The sequence below is a fragment of the Yersinia enterocolitica genome, from assembly GCA_002082245.2.
Classification (GTDB): domain Bacteria; phylum Pseudomonadota; class Gammaproteobacteria; order Enterobacterales; family Enterobacteriaceae; genus Yersinia; species Yersinia enterocolitica_E.
Window position 1 is genome coordinate 2,140,690 of record NBTC02000002.1, and the last position, 18,923, is coordinate 2,159,612.

Here is an 18,923-nt window from a genome sequence, read left to right on the forward strand (position 1 = left end):
AACGATGTTGGGAAAATTAACACTTGATGCGGTTCCGCTACACGAACCAATCATTATGGTTACCGTTGCTGCAATTGTCCTAGGTGGGCTGGCTCTTGTTGCTGCTCTGACCTATTTCGGCAAATGGAAATGGTTATGGAGCGAATGGCTGACTTCGGTTGACCATAAAAAAATCGGTATCATGTATATCCTGGTCGCCATGGTCATGCTGTTGCGTGGTTTTGCCGACGCTATCATGATGCGTAGCCAGCAAGCACTTGCTTCCGCTGGTGAGGCCGGCTTCCTGCCACCTCATCACTATGATCAGATCTTCACCGCTCACGGCGTTATCATGATTTTCTTCATGGCGATGCCTTTTGTTGTGGGTTTGATGAACGTGGTCGTACCGCTACAAATCGGTGCTCGTGACGTTGCCTTCCCGTTCCTGAACTCATTGAGCTTCTGGTTCTTTGTGGTCGGGGTGGTGTTAATTAACATCTCTCTGGGGGTCGGTGAATTCGCGGGAACCGGTTGGTTGGCCTATCCGCCACTATCAGGTAAAGAGTACAACCCAGGTGTCGGGGTAGATTACTGGATATGGAGTCTACAAATCTCCGGTCTGGGGACTTTGTTGACCGGTGTTAACTTCTTCGCCACTATTTTGAAAATGCGTGCACCTGGCATGTCGATGATGAAGATGCCTGTCTTCACATGGGCGGCACTTTGCACCAACATTTTGATTATCGTTTCCTTCCCGATCCTGACCGTAACTGTCGCGTTACTGACTCTGGACCGTTACCTTGGCACCCATTTCTTTACCAATGATATGGGTGGCAACATGATGATGTACATCAACTTGATTTGGGCCTGGGGCCATCCAGAAGTGTACATTTTGGTCCTGCCGGTGTTCGGGGTGTTCTCCGAGGTTACTGCGACCTTCTCTAAAAAACGTCTGTTTGGTTACACCTCTTTAGTTTGGGCAACCATCGCTATCACCGTATTGTCATTTATCGTTTGGCTACACCACTTCTTTACTATGGGATCCGGTGCCAACGTTAACGCCTTCTTCGGTATAGCTACGATGATCATTTCCATCCCAACTGGGGTGAAAATCTTCAACTGGTTGTTCACCATGTATCAGGGCCGTATTCAGTTTCACTCTGCAATGCTGTGGACCATTGGCTTCATCATCACCTTCTCTATCGGTGGGATGACCGGGGTTCTGCTGGCGGTTCCAGGTGCGAACTTCGTACTGCACAACAGCCTGTTCCTGATTGCCCACTTCCATAACGTAATTATCGGTGGTGTGGTGTTCGGTTGCTTTGCTGGCCTGACTTACTGGTGGCCTAAGTCCTTTGGCTTTACGCTTAATGAGAAATGGGGTATCCGTGCCTTCTGGTTCTGGATAATCGGTTTCTTCGTAGCCTTTATGCCGCTGTATGTTCTGGGCTTTATGGGTATGACCCGTCGTCTGAGCCAAGATATCAATCCAGAATTCCACGCGATGTTGATGGTGGCTGCTGGTGGTGCAGTACTGATTGCCTGCGGTATTTTGTGTCAGGTTATTCAGGTCTTCGTCAGTATCCGTGACCGCGAACAAAATCGTGACTTGACCGGTGACCCATGGGGTGGCCGTACGCTGGAGTGGTCTACCTCTTCCCCACCGCCGTTCTATAACTTCGCCGTAGTGCCTAACGTCGTCGACCGTGACGAGTTCTGGGATATGAAAGAGAAAGGCGAAGCGTACAAACGTCCGGCGAAATACGAAGAAATCCACATGCCGAAGAATACCGGTGCAGGTGTGATTATTGCTGGCTTCAGCTTGATCTTCGGCTTTGCCATGATCTGGTACATCTGGTGGCTGGCCATTATTGGCTTCGTCGGCATGATTGTTACCTGGATTGTGAAGAGCTTCGACGAGGATGTTGATTACTATGTGCCAGTTGCAGAAGTTGAGCGCATTGAGGATCTTCATCATGAACAAATCAGCAAAGCAGGCGTGAATCATGTCAACTGAAACTCTGACTAACCACAACGTCGCCCATGCAGAGCATGGGCATCACGATGCGGGAGCGACGAAAGTCTTCGGCTTCTGGATCTACCTGATGAGCGACTGTATTTTGTTTGCGACATTGTTCGCAACCTATGCAGTGCTGGTAAACGGGACCGCTGGCGGTCCTTCAGGGCGGGATATCTTCGATTTGAACTTTGTTCTGGTCGAAACCTTCCTGTTGTTGTTCAGTAGTATTACTTACGGCATTGCGATGCTGGGCATGAACAAAGGCCATAAAAACCAGGTCAACACCTGGTTGGGTCTGACCTTCTTGTTCGGTCTGGGCTTTGTGGCAATGGAAATCTATGAATTCCATCACCTGATTGCTGAAGGCTATGGCCCGGATCGCAGTGCGTTCCTGTCTAGCTTCTTCGCACTGGTTGCCACCCACGGTATTCACGTTACCGCAGGTCTGGTCTGGATCATCATTATGATGATTCAAGTAGCAAAACGCGGATTGAATGAAACCAACCGCACCCGTCTGATGTGTCTGAGCTTGTTCTGGCACTTCCTGGACGTGGTGTGGATCTGCGTATTCACCGTTGTCTATCTGTTAGGAGTCATGTAATGAGTCATCCAACATCTAGTCACCCAACAACGACTCACGGTGGAGCCAGCCACGGTAGCTTGAAGTCATATCTTATTGGCTTCATTCTATCGGTGATTCTGACAGTTATTCCATTCGCTATGGTGATGAGCGGTACCGCCTCTCATACAACTATTCTGGCCACAGTGGTCGGTTTAGCTGTGGTGCAGATTATTGTGCATCTGGTGTACTTCCTGCATATGAATGGATCGTCTGAAGAACGTTGGAATCTGGTGGCGTTCCTGTTCACCGCTATGATTATCGCAATCGTTGTAGTGGGCTCACTCTGGATTATGTACAACCTCAACATCAATATGATGGTTGACTGAAGAGCTGCATGTGATGATTAAGCAATACCTGCAAGTAACTAAACCAGGAATTATTTTCGGCAATTTAATTTCTGTCGTTGGGGGATTTCTCCTCGCTTCCAAAGGCGTGATTGATTACCCCCTTTTTCTCGCCACCCTGATCGGTGTCTCGTTAGTTGTTGCCTCCGGGTGCGTATTTAACAACTATATCGACCGTGATATCGATAGCATCATGGAGAGAACGAAGAATCGTGTCCTGGTCAAAGGGCTTATCGATCCGAAAGTGAGCCTGATTTATGCGTCCGTACTGGGTATTGTTGGCATGCTGTTGCTCTACGTGGCCGCCAATCTATTAGCAATGATGCTGGCGATTATCGGTTTCGTTATCTATGTCGGGGTTTATAGCCTCTACATGAAACGCAAGTCAGTCTACGGAACATTGATCGGCAGCTTGTCAGGAGCCGCACCACCAGTAATTGGTTACTGTGCGGTCACCGGCCAGTTCGATATGGGTGCATTGATTTTGCTGCTGATTTTCAGTCTGTGGCAGATGCCGCACTCCTATGCCATAGCAATTTTCCGCTTTAAGGATTATCAGGCTGCCAACATTCCGGTTCTGCCGGTAATAAAAGGCATATCGGTCACCAAAAACCATATTACCCTGTATATTCTGGCGTTTATGGTTGCGACCCTGATGCTGACATTAAGTGGTTATGCCGGTTATAAGTATCTGGTTGTCGCAGCGGCGGTCAGTGTCTGGTGGCTGGGAATGGCATTACGTGGCTACAAAGCGACCAATGACAGCGTATGGGCGAGAAAACTTTTTGTCTTCTCAATCATTGCTATTACGTCATTGAGCGTCATGATGTCAGTCGATTTCAATGTCCCTTCCTCGGTTGGATTACTGACTTACGTCGGGTAACACCTACCACATTGATAGACACAAATAGAGTGGCTGATGGGCCTGTTCCTGCCAGCCACTTTCTCTTTCTGCCCTACCCTGCTTTCACCTAAAATCTCGCCTGTAATACATTCTAAACATCAATAGATTTACCGGCCCCTATTAACATCATTACAATACACCCTATAGATTTCAAAGTGCGGCCAACACACCGGCACCTTGAAAGATGACGATATCGTGCAGAATGTTTTTTGAGGTGTAATGAACGACAATAAAATGACTCCGCTTGAGCTTCGGGCAACCTGGGGGCTGGGCAGCGTTTTCTCACTGCGCATGCTGGGCATGTTTATGGTTTTGCCGGTTCTCACCACCTATGGTATGGCACTGTCTGGCGCCAGCGAAGCTCTAATCGGCATAGCCATTGGCATCTACGGACTGGCTCAAGCTATTTTTCAGATCCCCTTTGGATTAGTTTCCGATCGTATTGGCCGCAAACCGCTGATCGTGGGCGGCCTGTTAATTTTTGCCCTTGGTAGTGTGATTGCTGCCATGAGTGACTCTATTTGGGGCATTATTCTGGGCCGCGCGCTACAAGGCTCCGGTGCCATTGCCGCTGCCGTCATGGCGCTGCTATCTGATTTGACCCGTGAACAAAATCGTACCAAAGCCATGGCATTTATCGGTGTCAGTTTTGGTATTACCTTTGCGATTGCCATGGTGCTCGGGCCTATCGTCACCCATGCCTTTGGCCTGCATGCCCTGTTCTGGGCTATCGCCATACTGGCGCTATTAGGTATTGTCATTACATTAGCTGTGGTGCCGGATGCTGATAACCATGTACTTAACCGCGAGTCCAGTATTGTTAAAGGTAGCGTCAGTAAGGTGTTAAGTAACAGCCGGTTGCTTAAGCTCAATTTTGGCATTATGTGCCTGCATATTTTGCTGATGTCGAGCTTTGTTGCATTACCGCAGATTATGGCCAGCGCAGGTTTAGTCCCGGCTCAACACTGGAAAGTGTATCTGGTGACAATGCTGATTTCATTCGCAGCGGTGGTGCCGTTCATTATTTATGCTGAAGTCAAACGCCGCATGAAACAGGTCTTTATGGGCTGCGTTGCGGTGCTGTTTGCCGCCGAAGTAGTGCTGTGGTCTGCCGGTCACAACCTCTGGGTGATTATTGCTGGAGTGCAATTATTCTTCATTGCGTTCAATGTGATGGAGGCTATTTTACCCTCGTTGATCAGTAAAGAGTCACCAGCCGGGTATAAAGGCACGGCAATGGGGATCTATTCCACCAGTCAATTTATTGGCGTGGCTATTGGCGGCAGCTTGGGGGGATGGCTATTTGGCATGGAAGGGGCAAGTATGGTGTTTGCTGGCGGTGCGGTGATTGCGCTAGTGTGGTTTGCAGTCAGTGCAACTATGCAAGAACCCCCCTATGTCAGTAGCCTGCGCATTACCTTATCTGAATTGGCGGTGAAAGACTCAGCATTGGAACAGCGGCTCAAGGCTCAACCAGGGGTGACAGAAGCGGTTGTAGTGATGGCCGAACGCAGTGCATATATCAAAGTTGATACCAAACAGACTAATCGCAACCAGTTAGAGCAGTTAGTTAACGCGGTATAAGAGAGCGCTAAGGTACAAAGGCTATCAACACCTTTGTACCTGGCTCGTTAACTCAATATCAGTCGCGGAAGTTATTGAACTGGAACGGCTGCCCCAGATCAGCACCACGAATCAAGGCCATGACACTCTGTAAATCATCACGTGCCTTACCTGTTACCCGGACTTGTTCGCCCTGAATTTGTGCCTGAACTTTCAGCTTGCTGTCTTTAATCAGCTTAACCAGCTTCTTAGCCTGGACACTTTCGATCCCTTGTTTCAGCTTGGCGTCCACACTGTAGGTTTTCCCACTGCGCTCCATCTCTTCCGGGATTTCTAATGCAGCACCTTCAATACCACGCTTGCTCAATTGAGCACGTAAGATATCCAACAACTGCTCAACCTGAAAATCAGATTCACTGACGACTTTGATACTTTCGTTCTTTTCATTTAGCTCAAAACTCGCCGGAACATTACGAAAATCCCAACGGTTCGCCAGATCACGGGTGGCGTTTTCAACTGCGTTACGCACTTCCTGCATATCAATTTCAGATACGATGTCGAAAGATGGCATATTCCCTCCTCCTGATAAGATGACTGGCAAGCATAATAACCGCTTTATCTACGCAGACAAAGCCATGCCGCAGACAATTACTCAACGAAGCCGCCATTATTAGCGGACCCGATTTGTTGCTAGCCCTGCGTTTAATGACTAAAAAGTCTATATCCCCGTCATACTTCAAGCTGCATGTACGTTGGCCGCGCTCAATCACCCCAGTCACTTACTTATGTAAGCTCTTGGGGGTTCACTCGCTTACCGCCTTCCTGCAACTCGAATTATTTAGGGTATAATCAAAGCATAACATTTAGAACGATGCAGTGTGCTTTCCGCTTACACCAAGGGGGTTTCAATGAAAATTACTGTGCTTGGTTGCGGAGCTCTCGGGCAGTTATGGCTATCAGCGCTGTATCAGCAAGGCCATGATGTACAAGGCTGGCTCCGTGTGCCACAGCCCTTTTGTTCAGTCAATGTTATTACGTTAAGCAATGAGGCGTTCAACCAGAACCTGCCGACTAATGATCCAGAGCACTTGTCGAAAAGTGAATTATTACTGGTGTGCTTAAAGGCGTGGCAAGTATCCAGCGCTGTCATCGCCCTATTACCCAAGCTTAACCCTGAGTGTAAAATTTTACTGCTGCATAATGGTATGGGCACAGAGGACGAACTGCCGCGCCATGAGTATACCTTCCTGCATGGTGTAACCACTCATGCAGCCCGGCATGACGGCAACACGATAGTCCATGTTGCCAGTGGGATTACACATATTGGCCCAACCTCGCCAACGGCAATAGATATCAGCCATCTGGCCGATGTACTACATCAGGCACTGCCGGATGTCGCCTGGCATAACGATATATCAGCAGCTTGTTGGCAAAAACTGGCGGTAAACTGTGTAATTAACCCGCTCACAGGGCTGTATAACTGCCGCAATGGTGACTTGCAGCGCTACCCGGAGCTGATTAGCAGTTTATGTGCCGAGGTAGCCAGTGTGATGGAGATGGAGGGCTACCACACCTCAACCAGCAGCCTGTTAAGTTATGTTAACGATGTTATCCAGAGTACCGCAGATAATACCTCGTCGTTATTGCAGGATTTACGCTGCCAGCGGCATACCGAGATAGATTACATTACTGGTTATTTACTGCGGCGTGCGCGCAACCACGGTATGACGTTGCCGGAAAATGCCCACTTATATGATTTAATAAAACGTAAGGAAAATGAGTATGAGCGTATCGGCGCTGGTTTGCCTGGCTCCTGGTAGCGAAGAGACCGAGGCGGTCACCACTATTGATGTTCTGGTGCGCGCCGGTATCGAGGTAACAACCGCCAGTGTCGCCAGTGATGGAGCATTGGAAATTGTCTGTTCACGCGGTGTCCGCTTGCTGGCAGATACCCGTTTAGTGGATGTGGCGGATCAGAAATTTGATGTGGTGGTCCTGCCTGGTGGCATAAAAGGTGCGGAATGTTTTCGCGATAGCCCACTGCTGGTTGCTACTGTGCGTCAAACCCATAATGAAGGACGACTGGTGGCCGCCATTTGCGCTGCTCCCGCCTTGGTACTTGAGCATCACAATTTGTTCCCTGTTGGCAATATGACCGGCTTCCCAGCACTGAAAGATAAAATCGATGCCACTAAATGGATGGATCAGCGGGTAGTTTATGATCGGCGGGTGAATTTGGTCACCAGCCAAGGGCCGGGTACTTCCCTCGATTTCGCACTGAAGATCGTATTTTTGCTGCTCGGCAGGGAAAAGGCCGAAGAAATCGCCTGGCAGTTGGTACTACCGCCAGGTATTTATAACTATACCCTTCGGACTTGAAGCCGCAGGGTTGTTAGCTACGCGCACTACTCCGAATCACTTACCGTCGTGCGCTCATCGGGATGAGTTTGCTGGCTGCCTACCTGCAACTCCAATTACTTTGGGTATATAGTGAATATGAACATAGCAACCACTGCGCAAGCTCAAAATCCACACACGCAGTAGCCGTTAACTATCCCCAACGAGGCGTAGCGAGCAAAGTCAGTCTGGATGCGCCCAGCGCACAGCCAACGGAGCGTACACGTAGTACGTGACGGCGGCGAGCACTGCGCAAGTCCAGAATGGCAAAGCGCAGTAGCCGTTAAATATAATAATTTAAGGGCGGTACACTTTTACGTTTGTATACCCCTGCTCACGCAAGTAAAGCGCCTGCAAACGACTCATCACCCCGCGATCGCAATACAGCAGATAAGTCTTGCTCTGATCCAGACTGGCGAATTGCGAACTCAGTTTATAGAACGGTAATGCGTGAACTTCTACACTGCCCACGTTAAGCGGCTTTTCGTCCTGCTCATCCGGTGCGCGAATATCCAGCAACACATCGGTATCGGCCAGTTCAGCAACAGTTTCAACCTCAACAACCTGCTCACGGCTTTGCTCGGCAATTTCACGAATATCAACGTTTTTGGCTTCGCTGACGACCCGGTCCAGAATAGAGAAATCAAAGTGGGACTCCTCTTCTTCAATCTTGGCTTTAACCGCTTTCACCGTCGGGCTTTTCGAAATCACGCCGCAATATTCCGGCATGGTTTTTGCGAAATCTTCAGTGCCTATTTGCCGCGCCAGATTAATGATGTGCTCTTTATCATGGGAAATCAGTGGGCGCAAAATCAGGGTGTCTGAAGCATTATCAATTAACCGCAGATTGGTTAATGTTTGGCTGGAAACTTGCCCCAGAGCTTCACCGGTAACCAGTGCCTGCACACCATAACGTTCTGCAACCTGCGATGCCGCACGCACCATCATGCGCTTGAGTACCACGCCCATCTGACCATCTTCGACTTTTTCGAGGATTTCGCCGACAACCGGTTCAAAATCAATGGCAACAAAACGCACCCGATGGGAGCTGCCAAAACGGTTCCACAGATAATGAGCTACTTGCTTGACACCAATTTCATGGGCCGAGCCGCCGAGATTGAAGAAGCAATAATGCACGCGGCAACCACGACGCATCAGCATATAGCTGGACACACCCGAGTCAAAACCGCCTGAAATCAGCGATAACACATCTTCTTGTGTGCCGATCGGGAAGCCACTCAACCCTTCATGACGCGCCTTGATCAGTGTCAGTTTGTCCTGATCAATTTCTAAATGAACCGTAACCTGAGGATGGGTCAGTTTAACTTTTGCACTTTCAATATGCTGATTCAGACCGCCGCCAACATAGCGTTCAACATCACCTGACGAAAATTCATGCTTACCGCGGCGCTTCACCCGCACACAGAAAGTTTTCCCGATCAGTGTCTCGCGATAGGCTTCCAGCGTCTGCTCAAAAATATTGTGCATATCGGTGTAGCTGCGATCTTCTACTTCGAGAATATGGTGAATCCCCGGCACGCGGGTCAACGCATCACAGATAACCGGGCCAAGATTGTCATCTTTGGTACGAATTTCAATATGATCCCAATGACGGACTACCGCGAGGGTATCGTCCTCAAGGTTTTTCAGTACATTGCGGATATTCGTAGTGAGGATCTTAATGAAGCGCAATCGCACAGATTGACTCTTGATGGTGATTTCTGGGAACAATTTAATGATAAACTTCATGGCAGTCTTTAGTTGTCTGGTTATGGAGTGATGGCGCTGCTATTGATAGCAACAGTCAAAGGCTTTAGCGAAAACATGCAAGCCGAGGAGTATATCACTATTAGACGTGCCACTGCGTACTAAAAACCCGACTTAAACGTCACGATTTCCCCTTCATTATCCGCTAGAATAGCCGGTAATAATTTTTTGGCCCGAATGTAATTGGTATGGTGAGTTACTCTCAGAAAAAACCTCATTAGCAGGAATGCGTTACGCACCATTAATGTTACGTTTCATAAAAATATCGAGTCGAATAGAGCTATGGCGAAAAAACCCGCAACACCAGAAACCAAAGTGACCAGTTTTGAGACATCTCTCAGTGAACTGGAACAGATTGTGACCCGCCTGGAGTCCGGTGAATTAGCGCTGGAAGAAGCGTTAAACGAATTCGAACGGGGTGTGCAACTGGCCCGCCAGGGGCAGCAAACCTTGTTACAAGCGGAACAGCGAGTGCAAGTTCTTCTCAGTGATGATGTAGATGCACCCTTGGCACCTTTCACCCCGGATACTGAATAGCCTTATGTCTATCGCCCACTCATCTGCTGATTTTCATCATCAACTTGCAGCTCATCAGCAACGGGTCAATCAGGCGCTGCTTGATTTTATTGCTCCGCTACCCTTTGGCGACAGCGACTTAGTCGCCGCTATGCGTTATGGTGCCGTGCTCGGCGGTAAGCGGCTGCGCCCTTATCTGGTTTACGCCACCGGCCAAATGTTTGGTCTGTCGCTGACTAATTTAGATGCTCCTGCGGCGGCAATTGAATGTATCCATGCCTATTCATTGATTCATGATGATTTACCGGCGATGGATGACGATGATTTACGTCGTGGGCAGCCGACTTGCCATGTGAAATTTGGTGAGGCCAATGCCATTCTGGCGGGGGACGCACTGCAAACGCTCGCGTTCTCTATTCTGGCTGAAGCGCAGATGCCCGATGTGGCAGATAAAGATCGCTTATCAATGATTGCCGAATTAGCTAAGGCCAGCGGTGTCGCGGGGATGTGTGGGGGTCAGGCATTGGATCTGGAAGCCGAAGCGCGCCAGATTTCACTGGAAGAGCTTGAACGCATCCACCGCCACAAAACCGGCGCATTGATCCGTGCCGCGGTTCGCCTCGGTGCATTGGCTGCGGGCACACCAGGGCGCGAAGCGTTACCGTTACTTGACAGGTACAGTGAGGCCATTGGTCTGGCCTTCCAGGTTCAGGACGATATCTTAGACGTTATTGGCGATACAGCTACAATTGGTAAACGTCAGGGTTCAGATCAACAACTCGGCAAAAGCACTTATCCAGCACTGCTGGGGTTAGATTGCGCTAAAGCTAAAGCGATGGATCTGTATCAGGAAGCGCTCAGCGCCCTGAATACCTTGTCAGAACAATCCTATAACATAGCGCCGTTGCAGGCGTTAGCCTGTTTTATTATTGAGCGTGATAATTAGAAATATACTGACCGTTAATAAACGCTGTTATACCCCAAGAACTTAGCGTTGCAGTCAGGTAAAGCGAACCCTCCTGCTGCAACAGATTCTAAGGGTATGCACCCACTTTTGATATGAGCATCGAATGAGCCTTGATATAGCCAAATACCCGACATTGGCACTTGCAGAAAATCCTGAAGAACTGCGCATGTTGCCCAAAGAAAGCCTGCCGAAGTTATGTGATGAACTACGCCAGTATTTGCTCGCGTCCGTCAGTCGCTCCAGTGGGCACTTTGCTTCCGGGCTGGGCGTAGTCGAGCTAACTGTCGCGTTGCATTACGTCTACAACACACCTTTCGACCATCTGGTGTGGGACGTAGGCCATCAAGCTTATCCTCACAAAATATTAACCGGTCGTCGCGAACAGATCGGTACTATTCGCCAGAAAGATGGTTTACATCCTTTCCCTTGGCGTGGTGAAAGTGAATATGATGTGCTCTCGGTTGGCCATTCCTCAACCTCAATCAGTGCAGGCCTGGGGATGGCTGTCGCAGCTGAACGGGAAGGTAAAGGGCGGCGGACTGTTTGTGTTATCGGTGACGGTGCTATTACGGCGGGTATGGCTTTCGAAGCAATGAATCATGCCGGTGATATTCACTCAGACATGCTGGTTATCCTCAACGATAACGAGATGTCTATCTCAGAAAATGTCGGTGGTTTGAACAATCATCTGGCTCAGTTATTATCGGGTAAGCTCTATGCCAGCCTGCGTGAAGGTGGCAAAAAGGCATTTTCTGGCTTACCACCGATTAAAGACCTGTTGAAACGGACTGAAGAGCACCTAAAAGGGATGGTGGTGCCAAGTACCTTATTCGAAGAGTTAGGCTTTAATTATATTGGCCCGGTTGATGGGCACGATGTACAAGCATTGGCACAAACGTTGAAAAACATGCGTGACCTGAAAGGCCCGCAGCTGCTGCACATCATGACTAAAAAGGGCAAAGGCTACGCACCGGCTGAGAAAGATCCGATTGGCTGGCATGCTGTGCCGAAGTTTGATCCCGCCTCCGGTACTTTGCCGAAAAGCCAGGGTAGCCTGCCGACTTACTCCAAGATTTTTGGTGAGTGGTTATGTGAAACCGCCGCCAAAGACAGCCAGTTAATGGCCGTCACCCCTGCTATGCGCGAAGGCTCTGGGATGGTGCGTTTCTCTCGTGAATACCCCCAGCAATATTTCGATGTGGCTATCGCTGAGCAACATGCAGTGACCTTTGCCGCAGGGTTAGCCATTGGGGGCTACAAACCGATTGTGGCTATCTACTCCACCTTCCTGCAACGAGCATATGACCAACTGATTCACGATGTTGCCATCCAAAACCTGCCCGTTCTATTTGCTATTGACCGTGGTGGCCTGGTGGGCGCGGATGGCCAAACCCATCAGGGTGCGTTTGACCTCTCATTCATGCGCTGCATTCCAAATATGATCATCATGACCCCAAGCGATGAAAACGAGTGCCGTCAGATGCTTCACACCGGTTATCACCACAACGGCCCTGCGGCGGTACGTTACCCACGCGGCAACGGCACCGGTACCGACCTGAAACCGTTAGAGATCATGCCGATAGGTAAAGGTATTGTGCGTCGTGAAGGTGAAAAGATTGCCATATTGTGCTTTGGTACTTTACTGGCTCAGACACAGCTCGTGGCCGATAACCTCAATGCCACCTTGGTGGATATGCGTTTTGTAAAGCCATTGGATGAGGCGTTGGTACTGGAAATGGCTGCCAGCCATGAGGTATTAGTCACCGTGGAAGAGAACGCCATCATGGGTGGTGCGGGTAGTGGTGTGAATGAATTGCTGATGGCGAAACGGCAATTAGTGTCGGTACTGAATCTCGGTTTATCGGACAGCTTTGTGCCACAAGGTGAACAAGAGGAAATGCGCGCTGAGTTTGGGTTAGATGCTGCGGGTATACAACGCCAGATTGAAACGTGGCTGGCGTGATAACAACTTAATTTACGCAGATTGAGCCAAGGCCGACCACTCCTACAGCCGCTCCGGTGGCTCGCGCCACTACGACCCGAACGGAGTGTTTCCCTTGGTTCGAATTTCACCTGCAACTTGAAAGATGACCACACATATACCCTATAGATTTCAAGGTGCAGGAAGGCGGCAAGTAAGTGCATCCCGATGAGCTGACATGAGTCAGTGATTCGGGTAAGCGAATGCAGCCAACACACCTGCAACTTGAAAGATGACGGGTATCAGTAGAACAGATCTGCTGGCCAGTAATGCCCCACGACAAAAATAATAGCAGCCGCAATCACCCCGGCAATAATGTCATCGATCATGATCCCCATGCCACCATGGACATTGCGATCAAACCAGCGAATCGGCCAAGGCTTCCAGATATCAAAAACTCGGAACGCGACAAAACCCGCAGCGACCCATTGCCAATGATTGACGGGCAATGCCATCAGGGTTATCCACATGCCGACAAATTCATCCCAAACGATACTGCCATGGTCATGAACCTGCATATCTTTGGCGGTACGATGACAAATGTAGACACCAATGCAGATGCTGAACATCACAGCCAAAGAATAAAGCTGCCATGGGAGCTGGATCAATAGCAGCCAGAATGGGATTGCCGCAATTGACCCCATGGTACCGGGTGCCCATGGTGATAAACCACTACCAAAGCCGGTGGCCAGCAAATGCCAAGGATTGGTTAACCGCAAACGGCGTTTGGCTTCATCCATGGGATTTACCTGTTGAGAAGTGATCAAAACCACGAAAATCCAGTTGTACTGCCTTACCTTCACGGAAGAATTTAACACCTTCCGATTGCGGGCCTACCTGCCCAATACAAGTATAGCCTGCGCCGGTATTACTGAGCGCGACATCCAGTGCACCACGGTTTATCTCAGGTACGGTAAAGCACAACTCATAATCTTCACCACCACTCAACGCCCAGCGTAGAGCCTGTTCAGCGTCAACCTGACGTGTTAGCGCATCAGAGTAAGGCAATGCATCCAACTCAATACGCGCCCCACAATTGCTCGCTTTCAGGATATGTTGCAGATCAGAAATCAACCCATCGGAGATATCAATGGCAGAGCTGGCAAGGTCGCGCAATGCCTGCCCTTGCAGCACGCGTGGCTGTGGCCGCAAATGACGGTGAATTAATGCAGACCTATCGGCTTCGTTATCAACTCGCAACGCATTTTGCAAAATCGCCAGTCCTGCGGCACTGTCACCCAACGTACCGGTAACATAAATCCAGTCACCAATTCGCGCACCAGCTCGGGTCAATGCCCGCCCTTCCGGTACCAACCCTTGAATGGTCAGCGTTAGACTCAATGGCCCACGAGTCGTATCACCACCAATCAGTTGCATACCGTAATAGTTAAGCTGATCAAATAAGCTATCACTGAATGCCTGCAACCAGTCTTCATTTACATTGGGTAGGGTTAGAGCAAGAGATAACCAGGCAGGATCGGCACCCATTGCAGCTAAATCGCTAAGGTTTACCGCTAAAGATTTGTAACCAAGATCGGCCGGATCGATATCCGGTAGGAAATGAACGCCCGACACCAGTGTATCCGTACTGATGGCCAACAGCTGTTTTTCTGCCACTGTGAGAAGTGCGCAGTCGTCTCCAATACCCAGCTCTACATCCCGGCGATTACTTCTAAACCGGTCAAAGTAGCGGGCAATGAGGTCAAATTCGCCACATGCCATAATACAATTCCAGGAGTGTTTACCGATATATGATTAAGGCCGGTTCCCGGCCTTAATCATATCCCTCTTCACTTGACGCGGTGTTAGCGCTGCCAATGACTTTGGGTATATTATTTCTTTTTACGTACTGTCGGAGCTACTTTATCCAGCACGCCATTTACGAACTTGTGACTATCTTCCGCACCGAAAGTTTTGGCCAGTTCGATAGCTTCATTGATTGCCACTTTATAAGGGACATCATTACGTTTGCTCAGTTCAAACAGTGCAATACGCAGAATAGCTCTTTCAACCTGACCTAATTCCTCGAGCTGGCGGGAAAGAAAAGGTGTCATTAACGCATCCAAAGATGTGGCATTAACTGCGACCCCTGACAGCAATTCGCGAAAATAGGAGATGTCTACATCTTTGACATCCTGCTCCGACAGGAACTGTAATTCAACATCAGCGATGTCGTTTTTAGACAACTGCCAAGAGTAAAGCGCTTGAACAGCGCACTCACGAGCGCGGCGACGAGCAGCAGGTTTCACGGAATTCCCCTTAACTAAATTCAGCCTTTAATAGCTTTGATTACATTAATCATTTCAAGTGCGGTCAGGGCAGCTTCTGCACCTTTATTACCCGCTTTAGTACCAGCACGCTCAATTGCCTGCTCAATACTTTCTGTGGTCAGCACACCGAAAGCGACTGGAATATCGCTATTCATGGCGACACTTGCCAAGCCAGAACTCGCTTCACCAGCAACATATTCAAAGTGCGCAGTTCCCCCACGGATAACCGTACCCAGCGCAATTACCGCATCGTAACGATTTGTTTTTGCTAATACATTGGCAACCAGCGGCAACTCATAGGCACCCGGTACCCAAACAACAGTAATGTTGTCATCAGCTACCTGACCAATGCGCTTCAGGGCATCAATTGCACCTTCCAGCAGACTGTCGTTGATAAAGTTGTTAAAACGCGCAATTGCAATCGCCACGCGGGCATTAGGAGTAGCAACAACACCTTCGATAACGTTCATAGCTTTCCTCAATATGGGTTCATACCCCGCAGGGGGGCGGATTCTATCATATTCTTTCACGCCCCGCCCCTGCGCATTTACAAAACGCTTGGCAAGACGATGATTGAGCTTCGGGAAACTCTGCCGGAAAATTCAATTAATACTTCGGTTTCAAACGCAAACGTAAGTCTGGCCCCACCTGACGTACATCACTGAAGACAAATTCAGGGGCTTGTGCTAAATGCGTTAATCCAGCCAACTGGCACAATCCGCGGGCATCGCTACCCAACAGTTTTGGCGCGATATACAGAATTAACTCATCAACCACACCGGCCTGTAATAGTGCGCCTGCCAGTTGTGGCCCGGCTTCAACCCACACTGAGTTAATTTGCCGCTTGCCAAGTTGCATCATCAATAATACCAAATCCACACCATTACCATGGCGAGGTAACAATAACTGCTCGACATTATCTGGCCATGGCTGCTGATCCGCCTCAACGCGCGCCAGCCAGCATGGGCCATTTTGTTGTGTCACTTGGTGTTCAGGCGTTACACGGTTATGGCTATCCAATATAATCCGAACCGGTGGGCGCAGCGAATCTTGGGGATACAAGGCTTGCGTTTGGGCATCTAACTCCGACCAGCGCACCGTGAGCGAAGGGTCATCCGCTATTACGGTGGCACTGGTACTGAGAATCGCCGAACTCTCAGCTCGAAAACGCTGCACATCCTGGCGTGCCTGTGGCGACGTAATCCACTGGCTTTCACCCGAGGCCATCGCGGTACGTCCATCTAATGATGCCGCCATTTTCAATTGCAAATAAGGAAAACCGGTACGCATCCGCTTTAGGAAACCAAGATTCACGGCTTCAGCTTCCGCCAACATCAAACCGTGGTCGACTGCAACCCCGGCCTGTTTCAATTTATATAACCCGCGCCCGGCAACTTGCGGATTGGGGTCCTGCATTGCCGCCACGACTCGGGTTACACCAGCGGCCACCAGTGCATCCGCACAAGGCGGCGTGCGCCCGTGGTGACTACAAGGCTCAAGGGTGACATAAGCCGTTGCACCGCGCGCTTTTTCACCCGCCATGTGTAATGCATGTACTTCGGCGTGTGGCTCTCCGGCACGCAGATGATACCCTTCGCCGACAATTTCACCATCACGCACCAACACACACCCAACATTTGGGTTTGGCGAGGTAGTAAACCGCCCTAACCGCGCGAGTTCAAAAGCGCGGGCCATATAGAACTCATCAGTCTGCATGGCTTTCCTTACGTTTATTGCGCCGCTTTATGGCTGCGCGACCCTCGCTAAATAACCATTTGGCGCGAATTAATCCTGCAAACGGGCAATTTCTTCACCGAATTCACGAATATCTTCAAAGCTACGATAGACCGAGGCGAAGCGAATATAGGCCACTTTATCGAGCCGTTTGAGGGCTTCCATCACCAGGTTACCCACCATTTTCGTCGGAACTTCCCGCTCGCCCGTGGCGCGCAATTGGGATTTGATATGACTTATTGCTGTTTCGACATCATCAGAGCTAACCGGACGCTTTTCTAATGCTTTCAGCATGCCACGCCGTAATTTATCTTCGTTGAAGGGTTCGCGCACATCATCACTTTTAACCACGCGCGGTAGCACCAGTTCTGCCACTTCAAAAGTGGTAAAACGTTCATTACAATCTAAACACTGGCGGCGACGGCGCACTTGCGAACCATCGCTCACCAGACGGGAGTCAATGACTTTAGTATCCACAGCGGCACAAAACGGGCAATGCATAGTGCTTCCTGATGAGTGAGCCAAAACTTAGCCCCAGTTTACCGCGAACTGCCACGACAACAAAGTGCGGAAACGGCAGTTTATCTTTATTCAACTATTGAGCGGGTTCTGGTTTGGTGGCTTTAGCGGCTCTAGCCATTCCTTTTGCAGTGCTAACCAAACTTTACGATCTGGGGATAATATATTGAGAGGGTCGAAAGGGTATTGCGCAGGTATGCATTGTTTTAATAACTGAAGGGCCAAGTGATAAATACAGGGGGCTTTGTCTATATTTTGCTCTGCATCTTGCACTTCTTTTTTTGCACCCAATAGTAACAAATAAAAATCTTCAAGTTCACTTTTAGACTTAATCATTTTCTCATTTACTTCCTTAGATAGTGAAGGAAATAAATGAGCAACAATAAAATCAATTAATCGCCCCCATAATCCCTTTGAAGGGGGGTATGCTTTATCCATTACCACTTTAATCATATCGGATATACTTGGGATTATTCTATTTTTAAGATAAATTAAATCATTCTCTAAAGCTTGCGGTAATGTAGTATTAGTTATTGTTAACGTATAATATTCATTCCAAAATTTACATCCTTTTCCAGAGTTTTCCGATTTGATTGAATTATAATTTTCATTCCATTCACTATTACTCAACCCACCTCTTCCATGAGTAATTATAACATCCTTCCACTTAGGGAAATTTGCACTGCATATATCTACTATTTCATCACCCTGACAATATTCAAACCCCACATTTTCATTTTTTAAAGACTTTACGTTTATTACCTGCTCACTTGGAGTTCCAACTGATATATTTAGGTAAGAAATAAAATCATTATAACCGGCACTTTTAACCACGGAGGTTGGCGACTCTCTTTTTATTAAATCATAACGACCGTTATGATTTAAAGTAAGTTCATATTTTTTACTAAGTGTTGATTGATTAAAATTCAAGTTAATACTTTTAATAAAATTATAATGAATACCATTTACTCTACTCGTAAGCTTATTCTCACTCCCCATATAATTATTAATGAGTGTTACAAGATCAATTTCATTATCACTTTTACCCAAATTGATCTCAAATTCATTAAACTTTGACTTTTGATTAAAATCATATTTAATCTTAAATGATTCAAAAATATCATTAAGCTCACGTTTAACACCACACACAAAATCACAATCATCGCTTCCTTGTAGAATATCATCAAAACACTTATATATCATATCATTAGCTATGTAAACTCCGTTAAAATTCACATCACTCATATATTCTCCGATAATTTACTCACATCATCCAACTACATTAAGCATATAAATCAAGTTAGAATAATAAATAATATTAAAATAATTAACTATCGAAT

The 18,923-nt window shown here is 48.3% G+C and carries 21 protein-coding genes; 12 read left to right on the plus strand and 9 right to left on the minus strand.

What is annotated here, in order from left to right; genetic code table 11:
• Positions 1 to 4: 4 nt before the first annotated feature.
• From A6J66_011330 to A6J66_011350, 5 genes are all read left to right on the plus strand, one after another.
• Positions 5 to 1,996 carry a cytochrome o ubiquinol oxidase subunit I gene (locus tag A6J66_011330; protein PNM24723.1) on the plus strand — a complete coding sequence of 664 codons (1,992 nt, stop codon included), beginning with the start codon at positions 5 to 7 and terminating at the stop codon, positions 1,994 to 1,996.
• Positions 1,986 to 2,600: a cytochrome o ubiquinol oxidase subunit III gene (locus tag A6J66_011335; protein ID PNM24724.1), complete on the plus strand. Its 615-nt coding sequence runs from the start codon at positions 1,986 to 1,988 to the stop codon at positions 2,598 to 2,600. The genes A6J66_011330 and A6J66_011335 overlap by 11 nt, the downstream gene beginning before the upstream one ends.
• Positions 2,600 to 2,947, plus strand: a complete 348-nt coding sequence (locus A6J66_011340; GenBank protein ID PNM24725.1) for a cytochrome o ubiquinol oxidase subunit IV — start codon at positions 2,600 to 2,602, stop codon at positions 2,945 to 2,947. Before A6J66_011335 ends, A6J66_011340 begins: the two co-directional genes overlap by 1 nt.
• Before the next feature lie 10 nt (positions 2,948 to 2,957).
• A complete protein-coding gene (locus tag A6J66_011345; protein PNM24726.1) occupies positions 2,958 to 3,848 on the plus strand; it encodes a protoheme IX farnesyltransferase in 891 nt (296 codons plus the stop codon).
• Positions 3,849 to 4,088: 240 nt separating this feature from the next.
• Positions 4,089 to 5,453, plus strand: a complete 1,365-nt coding sequence (locus A6J66_011350) for an MFS transporter (protein PNM24727.1) — start codon at positions 4,089 to 4,091, stop codon at positions 5,451 to 5,453.
• Positions 5,454 to 5,511: 58 nt separating this feature from the next.
• On the opposite strand, the gene A6J66_011355 is transcribed toward A6J66_011350, so the two are convergent.
• Positions 5,512 to 6,003 (minus strand): YajQ family cyclic di-GMP-binding protein, encoded by a 492-nt coding sequence (locus A6J66_011355; protein PNM24728.1) that lies wholly within the window; start codon positions 6,001 to 6,003, stop codon positions 5,512 to 5,514.
• 174 nt (positions 6,004 to 6,177) lie between these two features.
• On the opposite strand from A6J66_011355, the gene A6J66_011360 reads away from it, so the two are divergent.
• The 4 genes from A6J66_011360 (at position 6,178) to A6J66_011375 (ending at position 8,065) form a co-directional block, all read left to right on the plus strand.
• Positions 6,178 to 6,414 carry a hypothetical protein gene (locus A6J66_011360; GenBank protein ID PNM24729.1) on the plus strand — a complete coding sequence of 79 codons (237 nt, stop codon included), beginning with the start codon at positions 6,178 to 6,180 and terminating at the stop codon, positions 6,412 to 6,414.
• Positions 6,341 to 7,252 carry a 2-dehydropantoate 2-reductase gene (locus A6J66_011365; GenBank protein PNM24730.1) on the plus strand — a complete coding sequence of 304 codons (912 nt, stop codon included), beginning with the start codon at positions 6,341 to 6,343 and terminating at the stop codon, positions 7,250 to 7,252. The genes A6J66_011360 and A6J66_011365 overlap by 74 nt, the downstream gene beginning before the upstream one ends.
• A complete protein-coding gene (locus A6J66_011370; protein PNM24731.1) occupies positions 7,215 to 7,811 on the plus strand; it encodes a protein deglycase YajL in 597 nt (198 codons plus the stop codon). The genes A6J66_011365 and A6J66_011370 overlap by 38 nt, the downstream gene beginning before the upstream one ends.
• Before the next feature lie 62 nt (positions 7,812 to 7,873).
• The gene (locus A6J66_011375) at positions 7,874 to 8,065 is read left to right on the plus strand and encodes a hypothetical protein (protein ID PNM24732.1); all 192 of its coding nucleotides are present in this window, start codon (positions 7,874 to 7,876) and stop codon (positions 8,063 to 8,065) included.
• A gap of 61 nt (positions 8,066 to 8,126) precedes the next feature.
• Here the strand turns inward: A6J66_011375 and A6J66_011380 are convergent, their stop codons facing one another.
• Positions 8,127 to 9,578, minus strand: a complete 1,452-nt coding sequence (locus A6J66_011380) for a tRNA 4-thiouridine(8) synthase ThiI (protein ID PNM24733.1) — start codon at positions 9,576 to 9,578, stop codon at positions 8,127 to 8,129.
• A gap of 300 nt (positions 9,579 to 9,878) precedes the next feature.
• On the opposite strand from A6J66_011380, the gene A6J66_011385 reads away from it, so the two are divergent.
• From A6J66_011385 to A6J66_011395, 3 genes are all read left to right on the plus strand, one after another.
• Positions 9,879 to 10,133, plus strand: a complete 255-nt coding sequence (locus tag A6J66_011385) for an exodeoxyribonuclease VII small subunit (protein ID PNM24734.1) — start codon at positions 9,879 to 9,881, stop codon at positions 10,131 to 10,133.
• Positions 10,134 to 10,137: 4 nt separating this feature from the next.
• Positions 10,138 to 11,058, plus strand: coding sequence for a (2E,6E)-farnesyl diphosphate synthase (locus A6J66_011390; GenBank protein PNM24735.1), 921 nt, complete (start codon positions 10,138 to 10,140; stop codon positions 11,056 to 11,058).
• A 124-nt stretch (positions 11,059 to 11,182) separates the two neighbouring features.
• Positions 11,183 to 13,042, plus strand: a complete 1,860-nt coding sequence (locus A6J66_011395) for a 1-deoxy-D-xylulose-5-phosphate synthase (GenBank protein PNM24736.1) — start codon at positions 11,183 to 11,185, stop codon at positions 13,040 to 13,042.
• Positions 13,043 to 13,302: 260 nt separating this feature from the next.
• Here the strand turns inward: A6J66_011395 and A6J66_011400 are convergent, their stop codons facing one another.
• The 7 genes from A6J66_011400 to A6J66_011430 all read right to left on the minus strand — a co-directional run bounded on the left by A6J66_011400 (position 13,303) and on the right by A6J66_011430 (position 18,828).
• Positions 13,303 to 13,800 (minus strand): phosphatidylglycerophosphatase A, encoded by a 498-nt coding sequence (locus A6J66_011400; GenBank protein PNM24737.1) that lies wholly within the window; start codon positions 13,798 to 13,800, stop codon positions 13,303 to 13,305.
• Entirely contained in the window at positions 13,793 to 14,782 is a 990-nt protein-coding gene (locus A6J66_011405) for a thiamine-phosphate kinase (GenBank protein ID PNM24738.1), read from the minus strand. Before A6J66_011405 ends, A6J66_011400 begins: the two co-directional genes overlap by 8 nt.
• Positions 14,783 to 14,892: 110 nt before the next feature.
• Positions 14,893 to 15,309: a transcription antitermination factor NusB gene (locus A6J66_011410; GenBank protein PNM24739.1), complete on the minus strand. Its 417-nt coding sequence runs from the start codon at positions 15,307 to 15,309 to the stop codon at positions 14,893 to 14,895.
• Positions 15,310 to 15,329: 20 nt separating this feature from the next.
• Positions 15,330 to 15,800: a 6,7-dimethyl-8-ribityllumazine synthase gene (locus tag A6J66_011415; GenBank protein PNM24740.1), complete on the minus strand. Its 471-nt coding sequence runs from the start codon at positions 15,798 to 15,800 to the stop codon at positions 15,330 to 15,332.
• A gap of 136 nt (positions 15,801 to 15,936) precedes the next feature.
• Complete coding sequence (locus A6J66_011420) at positions 15,937 to 17,046, minus strand: bifunctional diaminohydroxyphosphoribosylaminopyrimidine deaminase/5-amino-6-(5-phosphoribosylamino)uracil reductase RibD (GenBank protein PNM24741.1); 1,110 nt, start codon at positions 17,044 to 17,046, stop codon at positions 15,937 to 15,939.
• A 69-nt stretch (positions 17,047 to 17,115) separates the two neighbouring features.
• On the minus strand, positions 17,116 to 17,565 hold the full coding sequence (locus A6J66_011425; GenBank protein PNM24742.1) for a transcriptional regulator NrdR: 450 nt from the start codon (positions 17,563 to 17,565) through the stop codon (positions 17,116 to 17,118).
• Positions 17,566 to 17,655: 90 nt separating this feature from the next.
• A complete protein-coding gene (locus tag A6J66_011430; GenBank protein PNM24743.1) occupies positions 17,656 to 18,828 on the minus strand; it encodes a hypothetical protein in 1,173 nt (390 codons plus the stop codon).
• Between the last annotated feature and the right edge of the window lie 95 nt (positions 18,829 to 18,923).